Origin of the sequence: Tardiphaga sp. (assembly GCF_044340795.1) — a bacterium.
In the GTDB taxonomy this organism is placed as follows: domain Bacteria; phylum Pseudomonadota; class Alphaproteobacteria; order Rhizobiales; family Xanthobacteraceae; genus Tardiphaga.
The window spans coordinates 1-21,258 of the sequence record NZ_JBIISY010000100.1; the positions used below are offsets into that span (position 1 = coordinate 1).

General features: G+C 61.1%; 18 protein-coding genes and 1 tRNA gene. 11 read left to right on the plus strand and 8 right to left on the minus strand.

The window, feature by feature from the left end:
• From ACIQ17_RS17105 to ACIQ17_RS17120, 4 genes are all read left to right on the plus strand, one after another.
• Positions 1 to 2,982, plus strand: a 2,982-nt coding sequence (locus ACIQ17_RS17105; protein WP_398470259.1) for a cadherin-like domain-containing protein, incomplete at its 5' end; no start/stop codon positions are given.
• Positions 2,983 to 3,174: 192 nt separating this feature from the next.
• Positions 3,175 to 4,947, plus strand: coding sequence for a type I secretion system permease/ATPase (locus ACIQ17_RS17110; protein ID WP_398470260.1), 1,773 nt, complete (start codon positions 3,175 to 3,177; stop codon positions 4,945 to 4,947).
• A complete protein-coding gene (locus tag ACIQ17_RS17115; RefSeq protein WP_398470261.1) occupies positions 4,944 to 6,251 on the plus strand; it encodes an HlyD family type I secretion periplasmic adaptor subunit in 1,308 nt (435 codons plus the stop codon). Before ACIQ17_RS17110 ends, ACIQ17_RS17115 begins: the two co-directional genes overlap by 4 nt.
• Positions 6,252 to 6,261: 10 nt before the next feature.
• Positions 6,262 to 8,487: a CHASE2 domain-containing protein gene (locus ACIQ17_RS17120; RefSeq protein WP_398470262.1), complete on the plus strand. Its 2,226-nt coding sequence runs from the start codon at positions 6,262 to 6,264 to the stop codon at positions 8,485 to 8,487.
• Positions 8,488 to 8,489: 2 nt separating this feature from the next.
• On the opposite strand, the gene ACIQ17_RS17125 is transcribed toward ACIQ17_RS17120, so the two are convergent.
• The 4 genes from ACIQ17_RS17125 to ssuD are packed head-to-tail and all read right to left on the minus strand — an operon-like array spanning position 8,490 to position 11,945.
• On the minus strand, positions 8,490 to 9,074 hold the full coding sequence (locus tag ACIQ17_RS17125) for a flavin reductase family protein (RefSeq protein WP_398470263.1): 585 nt from the start codon (positions 9,072 to 9,074) through the stop codon (positions 8,490 to 8,492).
• Positions 9,075 to 9,094: 20 nt separating this feature from the next.
• Positions 9,095 to 9,934 carry an ATP-binding cassette domain-containing protein gene (locus tag ACIQ17_RS17130; protein WP_398470264.1) on the minus strand — a complete coding sequence of 280 codons (840 nt, stop codon included), beginning with the start codon at positions 9,932 to 9,934 and terminating at the stop codon, positions 9,095 to 9,097.
• 26 nt (positions 9,935 to 9,960) lie between these two features.
• A complete protein-coding gene (ssuC, locus tag ACIQ17_RS17135; protein ID WP_398470265.1) occupies positions 9,961 to 10,767 on the minus strand; it encodes an aliphatic sulfonate ABC transporter permease SsuC in 807 nt (268 codons plus the stop codon).
• A gap of 20 nt (positions 10,768 to 10,787) precedes the next feature.
• Positions 10,788 to 11,945, minus strand: coding sequence for an FMNH2-dependent alkanesulfonate monooxygenase (gene ssuD / locus ACIQ17_RS17140; RefSeq protein ID WP_398470266.1), 1,158 nt, complete (start codon positions 11,943 to 11,945; stop codon positions 10,788 to 10,790).
• Between the two features lie 572 nt (positions 11,946 to 12,517).
• On the opposite strand from ssuD, the gene ACIQ17_RS17145 reads away from it, so the two are divergent.
• The 4 genes from ACIQ17_RS17145 (at position 12,518) to ACIQ17_RS17160 (ending at position 16,175) form a co-directional block, all read left to right on the plus strand.
• Positions 12,518 to 14,254 (plus strand): putative bifunctional diguanylate cyclase/phosphodiesterase, encoded by a 1,737-nt coding sequence (locus ACIQ17_RS17145; RefSeq protein ID WP_398470276.1) that lies wholly within the window; start codon positions 12,518 to 12,520, stop codon positions 14,252 to 14,254.
• A 133-nt stretch (positions 14,255 to 14,387) separates the two neighbouring features.
• Positions 14,388 to 14,792: a YccF domain-containing protein gene (locus tag ACIQ17_RS17150; RefSeq protein ID WP_398470267.1), complete on the plus strand. Its 405-nt coding sequence runs from the start codon at positions 14,388 to 14,390 to the stop codon at positions 14,790 to 14,792.
• 115 nt (positions 14,793 to 14,907) lie between these two features.
• On the plus strand, positions 14,908 to 15,969 hold the full coding sequence (locus ACIQ17_RS17155; RefSeq protein WP_398470268.1) for a polysaccharide deacetylase family protein: 1,062 nt from the start codon (positions 14,908 to 14,910) through the stop codon (positions 15,967 to 15,969).
• 129 nt (positions 15,970 to 16,098) lie between these two features.
• Positions 16,099 to 16,175, plus strand: a tRNA-Arg gene (locus ACIQ17_RS17160).
• Between the two features lie 70 nt (positions 16,176 to 16,245).
• Here ACIQ17_RS17160 and ACIQ17_RS17165 read toward each other — a convergent pair.
• Positions 16,246 to 16,521: a hypothetical protein gene (locus ACIQ17_RS17165; protein WP_398470269.1), complete on the minus strand. Its 276-nt coding sequence runs from the start codon at positions 16,519 to 16,521 to the stop codon at positions 16,246 to 16,248.
• Between the two features lie 476 nt (positions 16,522 to 16,997).
• Positions 16,998 to 17,333, minus strand: coding sequence for a hypothetical protein (locus ACIQ17_RS17170; RefSeq protein WP_398470270.1), 336 nt, complete (start codon positions 17,331 to 17,333; stop codon positions 16,998 to 17,000).
• 515 nt (positions 17,334 to 17,848) lie between these two features.
• Between ACIQ17_RS17170 and ACIQ17_RS17175 the strand changes: the two genes are divergently transcribed.
• The 3 genes from ACIQ17_RS17175 to ACIQ17_RS17185 all read left to right on the plus strand — a co-directional run bounded on the left by ACIQ17_RS17175 (position 17,849) and on the right by ACIQ17_RS17185 (position 20,239).
• Positions 17,849 to 18,676 carry a hypothetical protein gene (locus ACIQ17_RS17175; RefSeq protein WP_398470271.1) on the plus strand — a complete coding sequence of 276 codons (828 nt, stop codon included), beginning with the start codon at positions 17,849 to 17,851 and terminating at the stop codon, positions 18,674 to 18,676.
• Between the two features lie 56 nt (positions 18,677 to 18,732).
• Positions 18,733 to 18,876, plus strand: a complete 144-nt coding sequence (locus ACIQ17_RS17180; protein WP_398470272.1) for a hypothetical protein — start codon at positions 18,733 to 18,735, stop codon at positions 18,874 to 18,876.
• A gap of 649 nt (positions 18,877 to 19,525) precedes the next feature.
• On the plus strand, positions 19,526 to 20,239 hold the full coding sequence (locus tag ACIQ17_RS17185) for a response regulator transcription factor (RefSeq protein WP_398470273.1): 714 nt from the start codon (positions 19,526 to 19,528) through the stop codon (positions 20,237 to 20,239).
• Between the two features lie 182 nt (positions 20,240 to 20,421).
• Here the strand turns inward: ACIQ17_RS17185 and ACIQ17_RS17190 are convergent, their stop codons facing one another.
• Positions 20,422 to 20,874, minus strand: a complete 453-nt coding sequence (locus ACIQ17_RS17190; RefSeq protein WP_398470274.1) for a hypothetical protein — start codon at positions 20,872 to 20,874, stop codon at positions 20,422 to 20,424.
• Positions 20,871 to 21,258: hypothetical protein (locus ACIQ17_RS17195; protein WP_398470275.1), on the minus strand; the 388-nt coding region annotated here is incomplete at its 5' end. The genes ACIQ17_RS17190 and ACIQ17_RS17195, both read right to left, overlap by 4 nt.

The window sequence follows — 21,258 nt, forward strand, 5'->3', positions numbered from 1 at the left end:
GTTCCGGGCACTGCCCGGATCGTTTCGGCCACCGGGCCTGCCGGCACGCCAGCGTCGCTCGACCTCAAATCGCTGATCTCGGTCGATCCGCCGACCGGCCGCGTTTCCTATGATCCGGCGCTCTTCAAGTTTCTGGGGGCCGGACAGAAGGCCATTTATGTCATCGAATTCGACAGCCAGTCCGGCCCGGACACGACGCATCAGACGCTGACATTCACCGTCGATGGCACCAATGACGCGCCTGTGGCCTCCGTGGCGCTGACCGGCGCCGTGACCCAGGGCGGAGCGCCGTCCAGTTTCGATCTCCTGGCGGGCGCTGCGGACCCCGATCTCGGCGAAACCGCCACGCTCAGCATCAGCAATGTTAGATATTCGCTCGACGGCAGCCCGGCACAGACGAGCGCACCGAATGGCGTGACGTTGAACGGCGCGTCACTGCAGGTCAATCCCGCCGCATTCAGCTATCTCGGCGAAGGCCAGACCGTGACGCTCGTGGTTTCCTACACCATCACCGACGTGCATGGCGCCAGCGTCACGCAGACCGAGACGATCACGATCACCGGCGTCAACGACCAGCCGGTGGTGGTCTCGACGAACTTCACCGTGACACCGAATGATACGGTGGTGCTGAACGAGACCAGCTTCACGATCTCGGATCCGGACGCGTCATCGAATTTCACATTCACTGTCACCGATGTGACGGGCGGCAGCTTTGTCGTTGGCAATCCGCTGTTGCGGATGGCATTTTTGACCAATGAGAGCGGCGCGATCACCTTCACGATGGACGACCTGCGCGACGGTCGCGTGCGCTTTGTCAGCGACGGCAGCGGACCGCCCTCGTTCATCCTGACCGTGGATGATGGCAGCGGCGCCAGAAACAGTTCGAGCGGTCCGACTCTACAGACGGCCGGCTATCGAAACGCCGATCCAGTTGTCAGCAATCCGCTGACGCTGGATGCGACCGAAGGCGACTGTGCCGTTACGGTCGATCTCCTCGACGGCGCCTCGGATCCGAACGAGCAGGAACTCTCGATCGGAAACATCCGCTACAAGGTCGGCAAGGGCGCCGAGTCCACCACGAGCCCCTCCGGCCTGTCGCTGTGCGGATCGCAACTCAGGCTCGACCCGAACGATCCTGCCTTTGACTATCTGGCTGCCGGCCAGAAGCTGACCATTGTCGTGAGTTACGATATCCTCGACGGACAGGGCGGCAAGACCACGCAGACAGAAACCATCACGATTACCGGCACCAATGACCGCCCGGTGATCGACAAGGTCTCGTTCGCGCTCGCGGAGGGAGGATACAAAGTCCTCAAGGCCTCAGATATTGGCGTCACCGATCCCGACAGCACCGACTTCGTCTTCACCGTCTCGCAGGTTCGCCACGGCAAGTTCCAGATCAAGACCGAGAACGGCAGCTGGCACGACACGTCGTCATTCACGTCCGATGACCTGGTCGCGGGCCACGTGCGCTTCGTCCATGACGGCAGCGAAAGCGATGCGACGTTCTCGATCAAGGCCAATGACGGAGATGGCGAGAACGGCGTCAGCCAGACCTACCGCGCCAAGATCGAGATCAATCACGTCAATGACGCACCGACGATGATCGCTGCGCCTCTGATCATCGCCGAGGGCGGAACGGTCGTGCTGACCGTGCTGAATTTTCTGGCGACCGATCCCGACGACAGCAGCTTTACGTTCCACCTGTCATGCGTGGAGAACGGCTGCTTCAAGGTCTATCGCGATGGCCAGTGGCAGGAGACCGACACTTTCACCACAGCCGACCTGAGGGCCGGCAGGGTGATCTTCACCCATGACGGCGGCGAAGCTCCGCCGTCATATAAGGTCTATGCCGACGACGGCCACGACACCAACCATGCAAGCAACACCGTGGACAGCGCCGTGTTGTTCATTCCGGTAAACGATGCGCCGAGAATCCTGAGCGCATCTTTCACGGTCGAACCCTGCGGTACCGCCCTGCTGAAAGCGTCCGATTTTCGTGTAGGTGATCCCGACAGTTCGAGTTTCAAGTTTACGGTCTCGAACGTGCATGGCGGCCATTTCGAGACCCTGAACTATAACTACCGTACCCATTGCTGGGAGTGGTCGATCGACAACAGCTTCACGACGTCGGAGTTGAATGCCGACAGGGTTCGCTTCGTCCATGACGGCCACGGCAACGATATCAGCTACGATATTCGCGCCGACGATGGCTCGTGGGTGAACAGCCGCAGCGACAAATTACACGGTGGCGGCACAGTGATCGAGAACCAGGCGCCCACCATCGACATCAGCCATCTGCAAGCCGACACCGGCGAGACCGGGATGCCGGAGATCCGCGGCATTACCGTCGCGGATGAGGATTCCGCCAACAGCTCGTTCCACTTTGCGACCACGACCAAATTCGGCGGTCATGTCTATTTCAGCGACACATCATCATCGGGTCATGCCGATTCACTGTCCGACCTGAACGCGCGGCTCAGCCTGCCCATCACCTATGACGCGCCGGCGGGAAAGACCGGGCAGGAAACCGTGCATCTGACTGTTACCGACAACAAGGGCGCGTCAGACGCGATCAACTTCGTGTTCCATGTCGGAGACGTATCGCCCCGCGATCACGTCACTCTGACGGGAACGAATGGCAGGGATGTCGTCATCTCGACGGCCGCCAAGGATGTGCTGAGTGGCGGGTTCGGAGCGGACCAGTTCGTGTTCGGACCGGACTTCGGCAACGACAGCATTACGGATTTCAAGCGCGGAACCGACAAGATCGATCTGCGGCTGGACATTCCGTACGAGCCGGGCGAGACCAGCTTTGCACATTGGCTGAGCGCCCACACGACGACATCCCGAGCCGGAACGACCATTCACCTCGATCCTCACGACGGGCTCGGTGACCACAATACGATTCTGGTCAAAGGTGTGTTCGATCTGCAGGCGAGCGACTTCATCGTTCACGACCAGCCCCTACCGCGCGTGTGACTTATTCTTCCGCACACGGACTCATTGTGGCGATTTCCTGCCGCCATTAACTGTCTCGCACCCCCCACCTGCACAAATGGCCCGATCGATGGCATAATCCCGTTGATCGGGGCTTTTAGAATTGGACATAGCCGGCGGGTGCGCCGGGGCCTTATCGGGGCCACGTCCAAAGTGATCCGCAAAGGTTTGGCGATGCAGCGTGCACTGACGCAGCGTGGTTCAGCACGACCCTCCAGCCCATCGGCCCGGACCGAGCTTGGCGATGCCCTGCGGGCCTGCCGCGGCGCCTTTCTCGGCGTCGGGCTGATGAGCTGCATGATCAACATCCTGTATCTCACCGGCTCGTTTTTCATGCTGGAAGTGTATGATCGCGTGCTGCCAAGCCGCAGCGTGCCGACACTGGTGGGCCTGATCGTCCTCGCCGCCGGCCTCTATATCGCGCAAGGCGTCCTCGACCTGCTGCGCGGGCGTATTCTGGTGCGGATCGGTTCGTCACTCGACGAGGCCCTGAGTCCGCGGGTGTTTCACACCGTGGTGCGGCTACCGCTGTTGGCCGGCAAGAGCAATGAGGGCCTGCAGCCGCTCCGCGATCTCGACAATGTCCGCTCCTTCCTGTCCGGACAGGGGCCGAGTGCGCTGTTCGACCTGCCCTGGCTACCGCTCTATCTCGCGATCTGCTTCGCTTTCCATCCCATGATCGGCCTCACCGCACTCATTGGTGCGCTGCTGCTGGTGGCGCTGACGGTGCTCACCGAATTCATGACCCGCGCACCGGCACAGGAAGCCGCCAATCTCGCCGCCAGGCGCGGCGGCATCGCGGCATCCGGCCGCCGCAATGCCGAGGTCGTGGTCGCCATGGGCATGGCCGGAAGACTGGCGTCACGATGGAAGGATGCCAACGAGACCTATCTGGCCGGCAATCAGCGCACCAGCGATGTGGCGGGCGGACTCGGCGCCATCGCCAAGGTCATGCGCATGATGCTGCAATCGGCGGTGCTTGGGGTCGGCGCCTATCTCGTCATCAATCAGGAGGCTTCCGCCGGCATCATCATCGCCGGCTCGATCCTCAGTGCCCGCGCGCTGGCGCCGGTGGATCTCGCCATCGCGCACTGGAAGGGCTTCGTGACCGCGCGCCAGAGCTGGCATCGGCTGAACGGACTGTTACACGTGTTGCCCGCGCAGTCGCCGGTCACGCAACTGCAGAATCCGCGCGAACAGCTGAGCATCGAGAATGTCAGCATCGCACCTCCCGGCGAGCAACGCGTCACCGTGGCCGATGTCACTTTCGCGCTGAAGGCGGGCAACGGCCTCGGCGTCATCGGCCCCTCTGGCTCCGGCAAGTCATCGCTGCTGCGCGCACTGGTCGGTGTCTGGAAGCCGGTGCGCGGCCATGTCCGGCTCGATGCCGCCGCCATCGAACAATGGGCGCCGGACGATCTCGGGCGTCATATCGGCTATCTGCCGCAAGACGTCGAACTGTTCTCCGGCTCCATCGCCGACAATATCAGCCGCTTCGACCCTGACGCCAAGGACGACGCTATCATCGCCGCCGCCCGGCAGGCCGGGGTGCATGAGCTGATCGTCAGCATGAAGGAAGGCTATGACACGGAGGTCGGCGAGCATGGCAGTGTGCTGTCGGCCGGCCAGGCCCAGCGCATCGCGCTGGCGCGGGCGCTCTATGGCGACCCGTTCCTGATCGTTCTAGACGAGCCTAATTCCAATCTCGATACCGAAGGGGACGAGGCATTGACCCGCGCAGTGCGCGCAGCACGGGCGCGCGGCGCCATCGTCATCGTGGTGGCGCACCGGCCCATCGGTATCGAAGGTGTCGACATGCTTCTGGTGCTGAAGGACGGCCGCATGCAGGCTTTCGGGCCGAAGGAAACGGTGCTCGGCCAGGTGCTGCAGCGCCCGGCGGCGCAGCCGATCAAGATCGTGGCCGATGGCGGGGTTGCCAAGCCATGATCACACCCAAAACGGCATCACAGCGCTCCATCCGCTTTCATTTGATCATCGGCCTCGCCGTCGTGCTGGTGCTGGGCGGAGGTCTCGGCGGCTGGGCCGCAACCGCACAACTCGCCGGTGCGCTCATCGCGCCGGGCTCGGTGGTGGTCGATACGAATGTCAAGAAGGTACAGCATCCGACAGGCGGCGTGGTCGGTGAAGTCCGCGCCCGCGATGGCGACATCGTCAAGGCCGGCGACATTGTCGTGCGCCTCGACGACACGGTGACCAAGGCCGGCCTCGCGATTGTCACCAAGAATCTGAATGGCCTGTGGGCACGCGCCGCCCGTCTCGAAGCCGAACAGCGCGGCGCCGATCGCATCACATTTCCAAATCAGCTTCTCGAGCAGATGGCCGACGAGGACGTGAAGAATGTCATCGGCAGCGAGACGAAGCTGTTCAATGTCCGCTCCACCGGCCGCGTCGGCCAGAAGCAGCAGCTGCGGGAGCGCATTTCGCAGCTCAACGAGGAGATCGCCGGCCTCAGCGCACAGGAACAGGCAAAGACGCGCGAGATCGCGCTGGTGGAGAAAGAGCTGGTCGGCGTCCGCGGCCTCTTCGACCAGCAACTGGTGCAGATCTCGCGCCTCACCGTATTGGAGCGCGACGCTGCCCGCCTCGCCGGCGAGCGTGCGCAGTTCATCGCTGCGCGCGCGCAGGCCAAGGGCAAGATCACCGAGATTGAGCTGCAGATCTTCCAGATCGACAAGGATCTGGTCAGCGAGGTCTCCAAGGACCTGCGCGAGACCAATGACAAGATCGGCGAATTCGTCGAACGCAAGGTGACCGCCGAAGACCAGCTGCGCCGCATCGACATCCGCGCGCCGCAGGATGGCGTCGTGCTGCAATCCAATGTGCATACGGTAGGGGGCGTCATCACTGCCGGCGACACGCTGATGCTGATCGTGCCGCAGACCGATAGTCTCTCGGTGGAAGCCCGCGTCAATCCGCAAGACATCGACAAGCTGCTGATCGGCCAGAAGACCGTGCTCCGCCTCACGGCCTTCAATCAGCGCACCACGCCGGAATTGAACGGTGAGGTCAGCCGCGTCTCCGCCGACACCACCACCGACCAGCGCACCGGACAGGCGTATTACACCATCCGCATCTCGCTGCCGCCATCGGAAGTGGCACGGCTCGGCGATGTCCGCCTGATCCCCGGCATGCCGGTCGAAGCCTTTGTGCAGACAGGCGAACGCACCATGCTCTCCTATCTCGCCAAGCCGCTGAGCGACCAGTTCATGCGCGCCTTCCGCGAGAAGTGACACACATTGCATGAACCTTTCACGGCACCTGAAGCGGCTGGCACTGCGGGTCGGCAAGGCGCGCGCTTTCTGCGTCCTGCTTCTGGTTGCACTGGCAGCGTTACGCATTGCCGACGTCCCGGCTCTGGAAGAGCTGCGGCTACGCAGCTTCGATGCCTACCAAGTGATCGAGCCTCGGAGAAAGACCGCGAAGCCGGTCGTGATCGTCGATATCGACGAGAAGAGCATCCAGAAATACGGCCAGTTTCCATGGCCGCGCACGCTGCTCGCGGAACTCGTCACCAAGCTGCGGCAGATGGGAGCCGTTGTCACCGCCTTCGACGTGGTGTTTCCCGAGCCTGACAGGCTGAACCCCGATCTTGCCGCAAGCAGCTTTGCAGGGCTCGATGACGAGACGCGGACAAGACTGAGGGCATTGCCGAGCAATGATCAGGTCTTCGCCGATGCCATTCGGAAATCGCGCGTGGTGCTCGGCGAATCCGGTCTGCCCTATATGCTGCGCGAGCTCGACAAGACTCTTCCCGTCACCGGCCTTGCAACGCTCGGCGGCGAGCCGCAGCCTTTCATGCTGAACTTCCCCGGTCTGCTCCGCAATGTCGAGGTGATCGAAAAGGCAGCTGCCGGCCGTGGCATTTTCTCAATCCGCAACGAGCGCGACGGCATCGTTCGTCGCGTGCCAATGTTGATGCAGACACAGGGCATCACCATGCCGTCGCTGAGTTTCGAGATGCTGCGCGTCGCGTCCGGCACAGAGACGATCCTGGTCAAGTCGGATCGCGCTGGGATCAAGAGTGTCGCCGTACGTGGCTTCGAAGTTCCGACCGATCGCAACGGCCAGCTTTGGGTGCATTTTGCCAGGCATGACCCGAGCATCTACATCCCCGCTGCAGCCATCCTCGACGGCTCCGCCCCCGCGCAGGCGGTTGCGCAGAAACTGGTGCTTGTCGGCACGTCTGCCGTCGGCCTGCTCGACGTCAAGACAACGCCACTGGACGCCTCGATTCCGGGCGTCGAGGTACATGCGCAGGTGCTTGAAAGTGCGCTGACCAGGACCGTGCTGTCGCAGCCGAACTATGCCATCGGCGCCGAACTCCTGACCGCACTGCTGCTCGGCCTTATCGTGATCTGGCTGGCGCCCATGTTCGGGCCGATCACGCTGGTGATCATGGGCGCGATCTTCGCGGCCTTGCTGATCGGAACATCGTGGTATTTCTTCCAGCAGCAGCGGCTGCTGATCGACTTCACCTATCCTCTGCTCTCGACCACGCTGATCTATTCGACACTGATCTTCAGCAACTTCGTGCGCGAACAGGCGCAACGTCGCCGCATCAAGTCGGCTTTCAGCCAGTACCTGTCACCGGCCCTCGTCGCGCAGCTGGCGCAGTCACCAGAGAAATTGAAGCTCGGTGGCGAAGAGCGCGAGATGACCATCATGTTCTCCGATGTGCGTGGCTTCACCAAGATCTCGGAGTCCTACAAGCATGATCCGCATGGCCTGACCACGCTGATGAACCGCTTGCTGACCCCCCTCACAAACGCGATCCTCGACCGCAAGGGCACCATCGACAAGTATATGGGCGATGCGATCATGGCATTCTGGAACGCGCCGCTCGACGACCATGAACACCAGCTCAATGCCTGCCATGCCGCCCTCGACATGCTGGACAGGATCGCGGCGCTCAACAAGCAGCGTGAGGACGAGGCGATCCAGGGCGGGCCTGTCTATATCCCGCTAAATGTCGGGATCGGGCTCAATACCGGCATCTGCGTGGTCGGCAATATGGGGTCGGACCTACGCTTCGACTATTCGGTGCTCGGCGACAGCGTGAACCTGGCTTCACGCCTTGAAGGGCAATCGAAGGAATACGGATTTCCCATCATCGTCGGCTCGAAGACTGCGCTCGCAGCCAAGGACAAGCTCGCGATCCTCGAACTCGACTTCATCATGGTGAAAGGCAAGACCGAGCCGGAAGTGATCTACGCCATCGCCGGCCGTGAGGACATGGCGCATTCGGAGCGATTTCAACAGCTCCGCAATCTCACCATCGAGATGCTCGCCTGCTACCGGAACCGCGACTGGGACGGCGCATTGTTCGCCATCGAACGCGGGCGAAGCTCAGACGTCGCTCAACAGCTGGAGGCGCTCTACAAACTTTATGAGAAGCGAATTCGGGAATATCTCGTCAGCCCGCCGCCGGCGGACTGGAACGGGGCATTTGCGCTCCTGACGAAGTAGACTCAAATCTCCCGCAAGGCGCGCGGCGTCGGCAGGCTGACTTCCGCGAGCTTTACGTTGTCCTCATCCTGGTCGATCGCCACATACTGCCCGTCCCAATAGGCCAATGCCGTATGCGGCGACGCGGTGACCACATCGCGGACGCGACCGATGACGATGGCATGGGAGTGACGCTCGATCACCTCCTCGACTTCGCAATCAATCGCAGCCAGGGCGCCGGACAGCAGCGGCACGCCGGTGGCACGGGTAAGCCATTGGGCCCCGGTAAAGCGCTCGGCGCCCTTCAGGCCTCCCTTTCCCGAAAAGCGCTCGGCGATATCGACCTGATCGGCCGAGAGAATATTGACTCCGAAGGCGCTGTAGCGCTGCAGCAACGGCCAGGTGGAGGACTGCCGGTTGACGCTGACGATCAGCGTCGGCGGCTCGACCGACAGCGACGACACCGAGGTCACCGTCATGCCGGTGATGTCCTTGCCGCGTCCGGCCGTGATGACGCTGACGCCGCCCGCGAGTGATCGCATGGCGCTGCGAAACAGATCGGACGGCGCATCGCGATCGAAGGTCAGATTGCGCACGATGGAGTTCATAGGAGCCTCGCAGGTAATGACTAGACGTCCGTGCCAAGCAGATTGCGGAGAATTTCACCTTCAAGCGCAGCCTGATCGGCGGCGCCGTGCTGGCGTGGCCGAGCGATATCGACGGTGATATCGTGGGCGATGCGTCCTTCCTCGATGACCAACACGCGATCAGCCAGCGCGACCGCTTCCGACACGTCATGAGTCACCAGAATCGATGTAAAGCCCTGATCGGCCCACACACGATTCAACAATCCCTGCATCGAAATGCGCGTCAGTGCGTCCAGCGCCCCGAGCGGTTCGTCGAGCGCGAGCACGCGCGGATGGCTGACCAACGCACGGGCCAATGCGACGCGCTGTTTCTGGCCGCCCGACAGCACCGAGGGCCATTGGTCACGTTTCTCCGCGAGGCCGACTTCGCCAAGCGCATGCTCGGCACGTGCCTTCGCGCCTGCCTTCTGGCGATCGCGACCGAGGCCAACCTCGACATTCGACAGAACGCTGGCCCAGGGCAGCAGACGCGGCTCCTGGAACATGACGCGGATATCTTCAGCGCGGGTATCTTCACTGAAGGTGATCGAACCGGCGGTCGGCTTCTCCAGCCCGGCAATCAGGCGCAACAGCGTGCTCTTGCCGCAACCGCTCTGGCCGACGATGGCAACGAACTGGCCGGCAGGAATATGCAGATCGATGCCGCGCAGGACTTCGTTATCGCCAAAGGCCTTGCGCAGCCCGCGAATGGTGAGCGCCGAGCCACCGCGCTTCGGCTGCGAGCGGCGAGCCTGTTCGGCGAGCGCCTGTTCGACTCCGGCAGGTGCATTGACGCGCTGGGCTTCGGCGTGGCTGAGGCGAAGGGATTGCTGAAGGGTCATGTCAAAACGCTCGCTTTCGAATTCACTCAGTGTTTCTGAAAGGCGGGGTGCCAGGACAGCGTCAGCCGTTCGAGCAGGCGGGAGGCGCTATCGGCGACCTTGCCGAGCAGCGCATAGATCAGGATGCTGAGCACCACCACGTCGATCTGCATGAATTCACGCGCCTGCATGGCCATGTAGCCAAGGCCCGACGAGGCAGCGATGGTTTCGGCCACGATCAGCGTCAGCCACATGATGCCGAGCGCAAAGCGCACGCCGACGAAGATCGACGGCAACGCACCGGGGAAAATCACGCGGCGGAACAGCTCACTGTTCGACATGCCGTAGATGCGGCCCATTTCGATCAACTGGGGATCGACGGTGCGGATGCCGTGCAGCGTATTGATGTAGATCGGGAAGAACACGCCGAGCGCGACCAGGAACAGCTTGGCCGACTCGTCGATGCCGAACCACAGGATGACGAGCGGGATCAGCGCCAGATGCGGGACGTTGCGCACCATCTGCAGTGTGGTGTCGGTGAGATTGCTCGACAGTTTCGACAGGCCGTTGGCGAGGCCGAAGGCGAAACCGATGCTGCCGCCGATCAGGAAACCGATCGAGGCGCGCCAGAACGACACCCAGATATTCTGAGCGAGTTCACCCGACAGCAAAAGCTTCCACCCGGCAACGGCCACTTCGCTGGGCGCCGGCATCACGCGCGACGGCATGAAACCGGTGACGCTGGCGGCCTGCCAGGCGATCAGGATCACCAGCGGAACAATCCACTGCGCGATTCCATCGATACGCGGCAGACGAAGATTGCGCGCGCGCGGGAGGATTTCAACGATGCTCATGATGGGATTGCCTGTCGAATTTACGACGCACTTTGCGCGCGATGCTCATTGGCGACGATCTCGCCGACCGGCCCGGTGCGAGCGCGGAATGGCGTGACATTGTCGTGCTGCTCCAGCGACAGCCGCGGGAAGACGAGTTCGGCAAAGCGATAGGCTTCTTCGAGATGCGGATAGCCGGACATGATGAACGTATCGACGCCCACGTCCTGATATTCCGTGATCCGCGCCGCGACGGTTTCTGCATCACCGACCAGCGCCGTGCCTGCACCGCCGCGCACGAGGCCCACGCCCGCCCAGAGATTCGGGCTGATCTCAAGCTTGTCGCGGCGACCGCCATGCAACTGCATCATGCGCTGCTGGCCCACTGAGTCCTGTCGCGCGAGCGTCTTCTGCGCGTTGGCGATGACGTCGTCGGTGACATACTGGATGAGGTCGTCGGCCGCCTTCCATGCGGCTTCATTCGTCTCGCGCACGATGACGTGCAGGCGAATGCCGAAAGAAAGCTTGCGGCCCCGCTTGTCGGCGGCAGCCTTGACCCGGGCAATCTTCTCGGCGACCTGCGCCGGCGGCTCGCCCCAGGTGAGGTATTTGTCTACGGTATCGACGGCGACATCGATGCCGGCATCCGACGATCCGCCGAAATAGAGCGGCGGACGCGGCGACTGGACCGGCGGGAAGATCAGGCGACCGTCCTCGATACGAATGTGTTTGCCCTCCACATTCACCGTCTTGCCGGCGAGCAGATCGCTGTAGACGTTGAGGAACTCGCGTGTGACGGCATAACGCTCGTCATGCGGCAGGAAGATTCCGTCACCCTTGTTTTCGACCGGATCGCCACCGGTGACGACATTGATAAGCAATCGACCATTGGTGACGCGGTCCAGCGTCGCGGTCATGCGGGCGGCAACGCTGGGAGATTGAAGCCCCGGCCGCACGGCGACCAGGTAGCGGAGATGCTCGGTCCAGGGCGCAACTGCTGACGCAACGACCCATGAGTCCTCGCAACTGCGACCGGTCGGCAGCAAAACGCCGTAATAGCCGAGTTGATCAGCCGCCTGTGCGATCTGGCGGAGATACTTGAAATCGACTTCGCGTGCGCCTTGCGATGAAGCCAGATAGCGGCCATCGCCGTGGGTCGGCAGGAACCAGAGTACCTTGGCGGGCGACGTGTTGCTCATGGAAGATCGGTCCTGGCATGCGACGATTGCGGATGCTGATGATGGGGACCCGTTTCCGACCTGTCGAGACGGCGAGAAAAATAGCGACATGCGCACTGTGACTTAGGTCAATGGCGCTGCGTTCGTTTCGTTTTCATGACGCGATGAAGGGCATTTTTCTCCACGCGACAGGGGCGGTTTCGGCGTCACGCGATCGTCGACCGCAGCAAGGCGCGATCGCAGCGCCCGCCCCTCCGGAGACACAAAACAGGTTTTCTCCGATGCGGGACGAGCGGACAAAAAATGTCTCATCGACCGGTCCGCCAAAGGATGGATTTTCGACGCAGGCATTGACGGTCTGTTAATGACGTCGGTACCCCGCCCCATCAAATTGCACGGGAATTTACACAACTACCGTCTTTCCGAGATCGGTTTAACCAAACCTACAAGGCATTTTGTCAGGTTCCGCAACCATGCAGAATGCATCCTCCCCACGCTCTCCGCTTGTCCCGGAGCAGACCGACCTCCCTGCCGCCAATGCTTCGCCTGGCGCGAAAGAATCGGCCGACAATGTTCAAGCCACCGAACTCACGATGCTGCGCGAGATTGTTCGCCTGCTGCCATCGGCGGTCACGGTACAGAGCGACACGGGCGAATTCCTGCTGGTGAACGATGCTGCTGCCGCGCAATTCAATGCCGCACCGGACAGTTTCAAAGCCGACAGCGCGGCATCCGACTTTCTGCAGCAGGCATTGACGCATCGTCGCCTCACGGCGCTGAACCTGATCCAGTCGGGTCGCACCGCCGTGTTCGAGGAGCGCGTCAATTCCGAGCTCGACAAGCGGGTTTTCCTGACCACGCATCGCCCCGTCCAGATCGACGGCCAAACGCTTCTGCTGTCCAGTGCCAGCGACGTCAGTCGGCAGAAAGCTGTCGAAGAAGAGCTTTTCCGTCGCGCCTACTACGACGAACTGACCGACCTGCCGACGCGGCGGGTGATCGAGAAGCATGTCGGCAATTTGATTGCCGAAGACTCGGGTTGCCCGGAGGGCGGCTATGGGCACTTCGCCCTCGCCTTCCTCGACATCGACAATTTCAAGCACATCAACGACTATTACGGCCACGGCACCGGCGACGGATTGCTGGTGCAATTCGCCAAGCGCATTGGCCTAGAACTGCGCTCGACCGACATGCTGTCGCGCATTTCCGGTGACGAATTCCTGCTGCTGCTCAATCCGATCCAGAGCCAGCAGGAGGTCGCGGATTATCTGGAGCGGCTGGTGCAACGCCTGCGGGCGCCGTTCTTCATCGAGGATTCCGAGGTTTTCGCCACCGCCTCGATCGGTGTCAGCCTCTATCCCGAGCACGGCCGGTCCTACGACGTTCTGCATCAGAACGCCGACATTGCCATGTATCAGGTGAAGAACGACACCAAGGGCGCCGCGGTGTTCTTCAATGCCGGCATGGAGAGCGAGGCACTCGCACGCATGGCCACCGAACAGGCGCTGCGCCTGGCCATTCTCGACAAGCGGTTCTGCTGCGCCTTCCAGCCCAAGGTCGATATCCGCACGAACGAGATCCAGGGTATCGAGGCGCTGGTTCGCCTGCGCGACGACAATGGCGTGATCCAGGCACCGGGCGAATTCATCAATCTCGCCGTCGAGCTCGGCCTGATCGATGAACTGACGCATCTCGTGCTCGCTGAAATCATGAAGTCGATCGACCTGATCGATGAAGCCTTCGGCGCGGGCGCCACCATCAGCATCAATGTCGCCGCCAAGCAGGCCGGCAATGCCGAATTCATGCAGTCCTTCGCCCGCGCCCTGGAAGAGACGGGATGCCCGACACGTTTCATGGTCGAGGTGACCGAGGATGCGTTCGTCGCCAAGACGCATTTCCAGGACGATATCCTGCCGATGCTGCGTGCCATCGGCGTCGGCGTGTCCATCGACGATTTCGGCGTCGGCTACTCTTCGCTCTCGGCGCTGGCGGACATCACCGCGGACGAGATCAAGATCGATCGTTCCTTCATCACCGACATCCATAAGCGGCCGCGCAGCCAGGGCATCTTGCGCGCCATCGAGTCGCTCAGCGAAGCGCTTGGCATGAAGGTGATCGCCGAAGGCGTCGAGACCTTCGAGGAGCTCGCCTATCTGCAGGCCGCCACCAAGATCCGCTATGCGCAGGGCTACTATTTCTCCAAGCCGATCTTCCTGGAGGAATTGCAGCCGCAGACGCAGGCCAATAGCGACGTCCGGCTGGCGCTGGACACGCGACCGGCGGACAGCGCCCGACCGTCTTATTCCCGCGCAGGCGGACGGGGATACTAGGCGCAGTGCTTCGAAGGCGTGAGCGGGGATTCGGCCCCCCGTTGCACGACGGCATATTGTCATCCCGCGGGCACATCCCATCTGTTAAGGGATCGGTAACCACGCCGCCGCCGGCGCATCACGCGAGAGATCCATGCCCATTCTGCCGCTGTTTCTGAACATCCTCTGGATCGTCTTCGGCGGCTTGTGGATGGCTGCGGGCTGGGTGCTGGCTGCCGTGATCATGGCGATCACCATCATCGGCCTGCCCTGGGCACGCGCCGCGTTCAACATCGCCGCCTATACACTGCTGCCCTTCGGCCAGCGCGCCGTGCGCCGCGAACTCGTCACCGGACGCGAGGATATCGGCACCGGCCTGCTCGGCTTTCTCGGCAACCTCATCTGGCTGGTGCTGGCCGGCTGGTGGCTCGCCATCGCGCATCTTGTCACGGCGCTGGGCCTCGCCATCACCATTGTCGGCATCCCCTTCGCGTGGGCGCATCTCAAGCTTGCCGGCATCGCGCTGTGGCCGATCGGGCGCGCGATCGTACCTGCGTGACACGCACAACATTGAAATGTGACGAATTTTCCCACCGGGAACGCGCGCTGCATACGCTCGGTTAACTATTCCGCTCAATGGTGATCCGAGGTGGGCCCCGGGCGCCGGAGTGGATATGCGTAAACTTCCTTTCTTGATTGTTGCTGGTTCTGTTTCGGCGGTTGTCGCTGCAGGTGCGGGCGCGTGGCATTTTCTTGGCCCCGCCGAGGTCACGTCGACAGCCAAGAGCGACAAGGGCGAGTTGACCACCGGCTCCATCGACACCCGCTGGCCGAAGCCGGCTTCGACGAGCCCGGCCGAACCGGCACCGAAGGTTCAGGCCGTTGCCGCTGCACCGAGCACGGCGCCGATACCCGCGCAGCCTGCTGTCGAGAAGCGCCCGGCCTATACGAAGCCCGCCTGCAACAATCCGAATGCGCTCGGCGTTGCGCGCACCGTGCAGATCGACACCACTGGCGGTCCCGGCCTTGGCATGTCGCAATATCGCGATTACGATTTCCTGCAGCCCGGCGAAGTGGTGCTGACTTTCGACGACGGCCCGTGGCCGAACACCACGCCCGCGGTGTTGAACGCGCTCGCGGCGCAATGCGTGCAGGCGATCTTCTTCCCCATCGGCAAGCATTCGACCTGGCATCCCGCAGTGCTGAAGCAGGTGATCGCGGCCGGCCACAGCGTCGGCACCCATACCTGGTCGCACCAGAACCTCGCCAGCAAGACGCCGCAGGAAGCCAAGGACGAGATCGAGCGCGGCATTAGCGCCATCACACTGATGGCCGGTCAACCGCTGTCGCCATTCTTCCGCTTCCCGCAGCTGCGCCAGAATGCCGAGCTGAAGGCCTATCTGGCCGAGCGTAACATCGCTGCCTTCTCCATCGACATCGATTCCGAGGACTTCCGTGTCCACAATGCGGGCAAGCTGGTCACCTCGGTGATGGAAAAGCTGAAGAAGAAAGGCAAAGGCATCATCCTGATGCATGACCTGCACAAATGGTCCGCCGCTGCCGTGCCCGACCTGCTGGCCCAGCTCAAGGCCGGCGGCTACAAGGTCGTGCATATCCGCGCCAAGGACACGCTGCGGACGCTGCCGGAATACGACGCCGCGATCCAGGCCGAGCTGCAGCCGGTCAAGACCAGCAATGCCCGGCCGATCTCGAGCGTGATCCAGACTGTGGACTAGGCGCCCGCCCGTTTTTCGATACCCAATGGCGCCCATGGGCGCCATTTTCATGCCGGACGCCGCGGATCCGGAATCGGGCATGTTTCGCCCGTTGCCGCAGCGCAGCCAATCGGCTAAATCATGGCCATTGCACCCGTAGCTCAGCTGGATAGAGCGTTGCCCTCCGAAGGCAAAGGTCACACGTTCGAATCGTGTCGGGTGCGCCAGTGATTTCAAGAGCTTAGCGGGTTTTCGCGCTGCTCCCACCGACTGGCTCGGCAAGCACCGGATCAGAGGTCACGAGAACCTCGCTCGGGTGCCGAGACCGCCCACCAGCACGATCAGAGTGACATCCCCGACCTGCACTGGTCGGCCTCGCAACCATCGAGCCAGCGAGTTCGATCTCATCGCTGGCGCAAGACAGTCGCCAACATGCCGGCCTACATATCCGATGTGCATACGCTCGCCCTCGATGTCGCCAAGGGCATCGTTCTCACCGAGCGTTTCCGGTGGGACCTGAAGCGGCACATGGGCATTCAGCAAGCACACGGCGGTGGGGATGAACGGCAGCATGCCGACCTCGATGCATGCGGACGGCCATTCGGCGACACTTCATTGCGTGCAAGCAACGGGGGAGATGGCTTTCATCAAGGATGCATCGCGATAGGGGCGAAGATAAAGTCGATGCCTGCTGACAACGCCTTTCGAAGGGCTGCGTCCGTGAGGACGGCCGCTAGATCGCTAACGCATATTACTAAGTGCAGCGACCCGAAGTATCCAAAGGTGCCTGAGAATATAGCAAACTGCCGGCAACGATCCGGCCGAAGAAGCATGCCGTCCGATGAAGAATGGTGAACGTCCGCTGGTCAAGCAATGACGACGCCGAGCGATCCCGTCAGGCCGACATCAAGGCCGCCCCGTACCAGCGAGGCGGCCGTTTGCAAGCTCGGTTCGAAGAGCTCGTTATGCGGTAGACGTTCGTGATCGCTTCGCCGATGTCTGTTTCGAAATCGCAATGGCCTTCAAGTCAGTTCGCCTCGCGAACGAAGTCAGGATTCGTCGGATGCACGGTCATCGGATGGGCTGCTCGCGCTCTTCTGTTTGTTACGCAGCCGCTCTTCCTGAACCCGGATATTGTGCATCAGCGCGGTCAGCCGTCGTCCCGTGATTGGTTCGCCGTCACCTTGCGTTACGCCTTGCGCTGCGAGGCCCGCTGCAATTTCGGTCCATGTGGCGCCGTCTTCACGATGCATACGCTCCAGTTCCTGACGATTCTTCCGAATAATTTCGGTCGCACCTGATTTAACTTTTCCGATTGGCGAGTCCTGCCGCTCGGCCTTCAGCGATTTCACGTAATCGCGCAAACGTTCAAGATCGATACTCATGAGCCCGGCAATAGTGGTGGTTTCTTAAAACGTCACTTCATCGTTCGATGAATAAGTCCTGCCAACGCGTTATCGCCGGCCAGAACATTAGATTCAACATTTCGAACACGCAGCGCGATTCGGCAGGTTTTTCAAACGACGCCTTCCGCCGCAAACAGCATTTTAGAAAATGAACTCGACAATTTTTGGAAAACTAGACTTGATTGAAATGAACTGCGTTGATCGTACTGCCTCGACTATTCGCACGATCAGAAGCGTTGTAGAGGCATGACGCGGATCACTTAATACCACACTGATACCACACAAAATCCAAGCACGACCTTATCCATCTTGACGCACCCGCTCGCTTCGTCTGGTCGTCACGTAGACCGGCGCCATGACCCGAGCGTGATCTGCACGCCCCGGCTTACGCGCTTTCGTGCAGCCCGCTTCTAATGCCTCGCACAAGCTTCGCTTGTTACGCCGCTGCTACAGATCGCAATCCGTCGATCGCAGCTAACGCAAGAATCCGCATCATGATGTCATCGTCGACATCCGATTCGAGGTCAAAGACTGTGAGCAGGAACGAACCAGCGCATGCGAAGGCTGCACGCAACGCGCCGGCGAACCGTCCTCATGTCGCAGCTGCGGCGGCGATCGACGAACTGCTCGCGAATGAAGCACGTGCGAGCCTGCGACGGACGCGTGACGCCTTGCGCGACGAACCACCCAAAGTCCGCCCACGCATCACGGTTCCGCCTGCGCGCATTGTCGCAAAACCGTTGCAAACTGCAGCGTGGCGCGCCCCGTTCTTTTCGCTGGCTGTTGTTGTCGGACTCTCAACGCTGATATCGGCAGGCAGCATTGCCTATCTTTTCATGCGTCCCCAGGCAGCACGCGCTGTTGCCGATGCGGAGCTTCGCGGCATTCGCGAAACCGTCTCACAATTGCGACGGCAAGTTGCTGAACTATCGTTGAGCGCGGCCAGCAATCGCGTAGCGAACACGCCGCAGCCGGCGGCCGAACGCGTTGCTGTCCGGCAGATCGAGCGCGATCTCCCGGCGCAACGCATGAAGATCGCCCGACTTTCCGACGACACGAATACTGGACAGCCAACGACGCAAGCCCCTGAATTCACAGGGTCCGTGCAGCCTTCGGCTGCGGCAAACACGTCACGTAGCGTGATCGAAGGTTGGCATATTCGACGTGCTTACGACGGCGCCGCGGTGCTCGAAGGCAAATCCGGAATTATCGAAGTTTCCCCCGGTCAGGACGTTCCAGCGCTGGGCCGGATCCAGGAGATCAGGAGCGAGAACGGTCGCTGGCAAGTCATCACCAGCAAAGGGATCGTTGTTGGACGCTGAACCAACCTCTCCCGGAAGCCACGATCGAATAGCAACGCACAGGCAGGAAGCTAGCGATGCAGACAACGAATGAAAAAATGGGCAGCATCCGCAGAACATTGCTGCAGAAAGTGGCGCTCATGAAACGCGGCACCATCACGCCTGCATGGGAGCTAACGCCACCGCGCGATCGTACGCATGCGCTGCGTGACATTCAGTAGCTCCGACATGTGCCTCGCCAATTCATACTTCGCTTTCGGCAGCCTGCGCCCCTCGCGCGAGCTCAAGTACATCACGTTGCCATATGGCATGAGCCAACCGATGTGCTCCGTGACATCGCGAGCGTCGTCATCGAACGCATTCGTTGTGAATTATCCACTTATTCGTTTGAGCAGAAGCCATGATCGGCATTGACGGCGCTATGCAAATCTTTGCGGCTCGTCTACTTGATGATGAGGTACCATCTTGACGTATCGACTGAGGTGATTCCGACACCATTCGAATTCGGCGGATCGCTGCCCGTCACGGCATCTCTTTGGCGGCAACGACCTCTGTTTCGAGCCTGGTGACTGTTTACGAGCCACGAGTATGAGGTGTCATCTCGTGTTTATCGATGACACATCCATCGAATGAGAGGAACTCTCATATCTATCGATCGAGCAGACGACACTAAAGAGGCTAGCCGACCGCATCACTTGCTTCCGATCCGGTAAAAAGCGACCCGGCTTTGAAGTATGTCAGCAAGTCTCCGAACGCCGTTCTCTCCATCGCTCGCAGTAACTGTTGTGTTGCGTCTCCAAGGCAAAAATGGGGCGAGTACGCCTAGTTCGACCCCATGACGACATTCAGGCGAACACGCAGGGGATTAAAATGTTTGTTGTGATCGATGACCGAGAGGGCGTCACACAAGGCTATGCAGCGGGCTTTGACCGCGAAGGCGTCGTTTCGATTGGTTTTACTTCTACTGACTTCCGCGATTGGCTCGAAGGAGCCGTTGGCAACGATCTAACCGCCATTCGTGCTTTCCTGCTGGGCGACTGCCCGGACCGCACGAGCATTCCATCGAGCATCCGCAACAGGTCACGCGCGCCGATCATTGCGCTCAACAGCCTGAAGCACCTCAAGCAGACGATCGAACTGTTCGAGGCCGGTGTCGATGACGTCGTTCACGCACCGGTCCACGTCAAGGAAATCATGGCCCGCACGGCTGTGATTCGCCGGCGCAGCATTGATCAGAACGAACCGGCACAAACCAGCATCATCCGTGTGTTCCTCGACGGGCGCGACCCCGAGATCGCTGGCCGAACCCTGGCGCTTCCGCGCCGCGAACTGCGCATCCTCGAGCACCTGGTGGGACATCAAGGCAAGTGGTTGACCAAGACCCAGCTTTTCAATGCCGTCTACGGTCTGTTCGATGCGAGCTTCGACGAGAACGTCATTGAAAGCCATGTCAGCAAGTTGCGCAAGAAACTGCGCGATCATCTCGGTTTCGACCCGATCGAGTCCAAACGCTACATGGGCTATCGGCTGGACGACATGAAGTCCCGCTCTATCGGCGAAATGCCGGTATCGAAAGCTAACTGAGGCTCACGCCTCGCGCGCAAGAGGACGCCAATATCTGGCGTTGGCGTCCACCGCCGCCTCTCAACTCCCGCATCTGACAGGGAGTCTTTCGCGCAAAGAAAAGTACCACACGAAGACCATCGCGGATCACTTGGCGTCATCGCCCCAGACAGCGGCCACAGTGCGGGCCACCTGCAGATCCATCAGCGACGAAGCTGGTCCTTCGAGACATAATTGAAATCCTGTACAAGGACTTCCTGTAGCGCCTCGACCTGCAGACGCTTGTTCACTTGCGCGCGCACGGCCTGAGCGAATTGCGCGAGATCATATCGCGCGAGATTCTTGAAATCGAGTTTCTGATCGCCATACAGCGTGCGGAACGCTTCATCGACAACAAATGGCTCCGGCGGAACCGGAAGCTGGCGCAAAACCTTGGCGTCGGCAGTGAAGACGAGCTGGGTGATGATGTATCCCTGCACATTTCCTTCGGCGAGCATCGGTACGTTGATCACCTTCACCTTCTCGTAGACGAGGCCTTCCGGCTGCTCCTGCTTCACCGGCAGTGCCGCAGCCGTTTCCTTCCAGTAGGAGATCCCGAGGCTCGTTCCGACCGTGACCAGACAGGCCCAGACTCCTGTCAGCAGCAGCTTCATCATGTGCGGACACCCGGGGCCGGAAGCGAATAGGTGCCGTCAGATTCGACCTCCTGAATCGACTTCGCGATGATCGAAGACACTTCGCGCACGGCATCGAGATGGATCTGTAGCGCCGCCTGATTGCGGATCAGGCTCGCCCGCAGATGCGTCAGATTCGGCGTCAGACGCGGATCCGCCTGCACATCGGCGACTTGACGGATTGCCCGGGTCAATTCGAGCAACCCGCGGTTCTTGCGTTGGCTGAACGTGTCGAAATCCACGACGGCACGAGCTTCAAGCTTGTCCGTTTCTTCGTCGATCGTCGCTTTCAGGCGCTCGATTGCAACCAATGCATTGCTCTGCGTGCCGAGCCATTCTGCTGGAGTCTCCCTGGACTCGACGGGA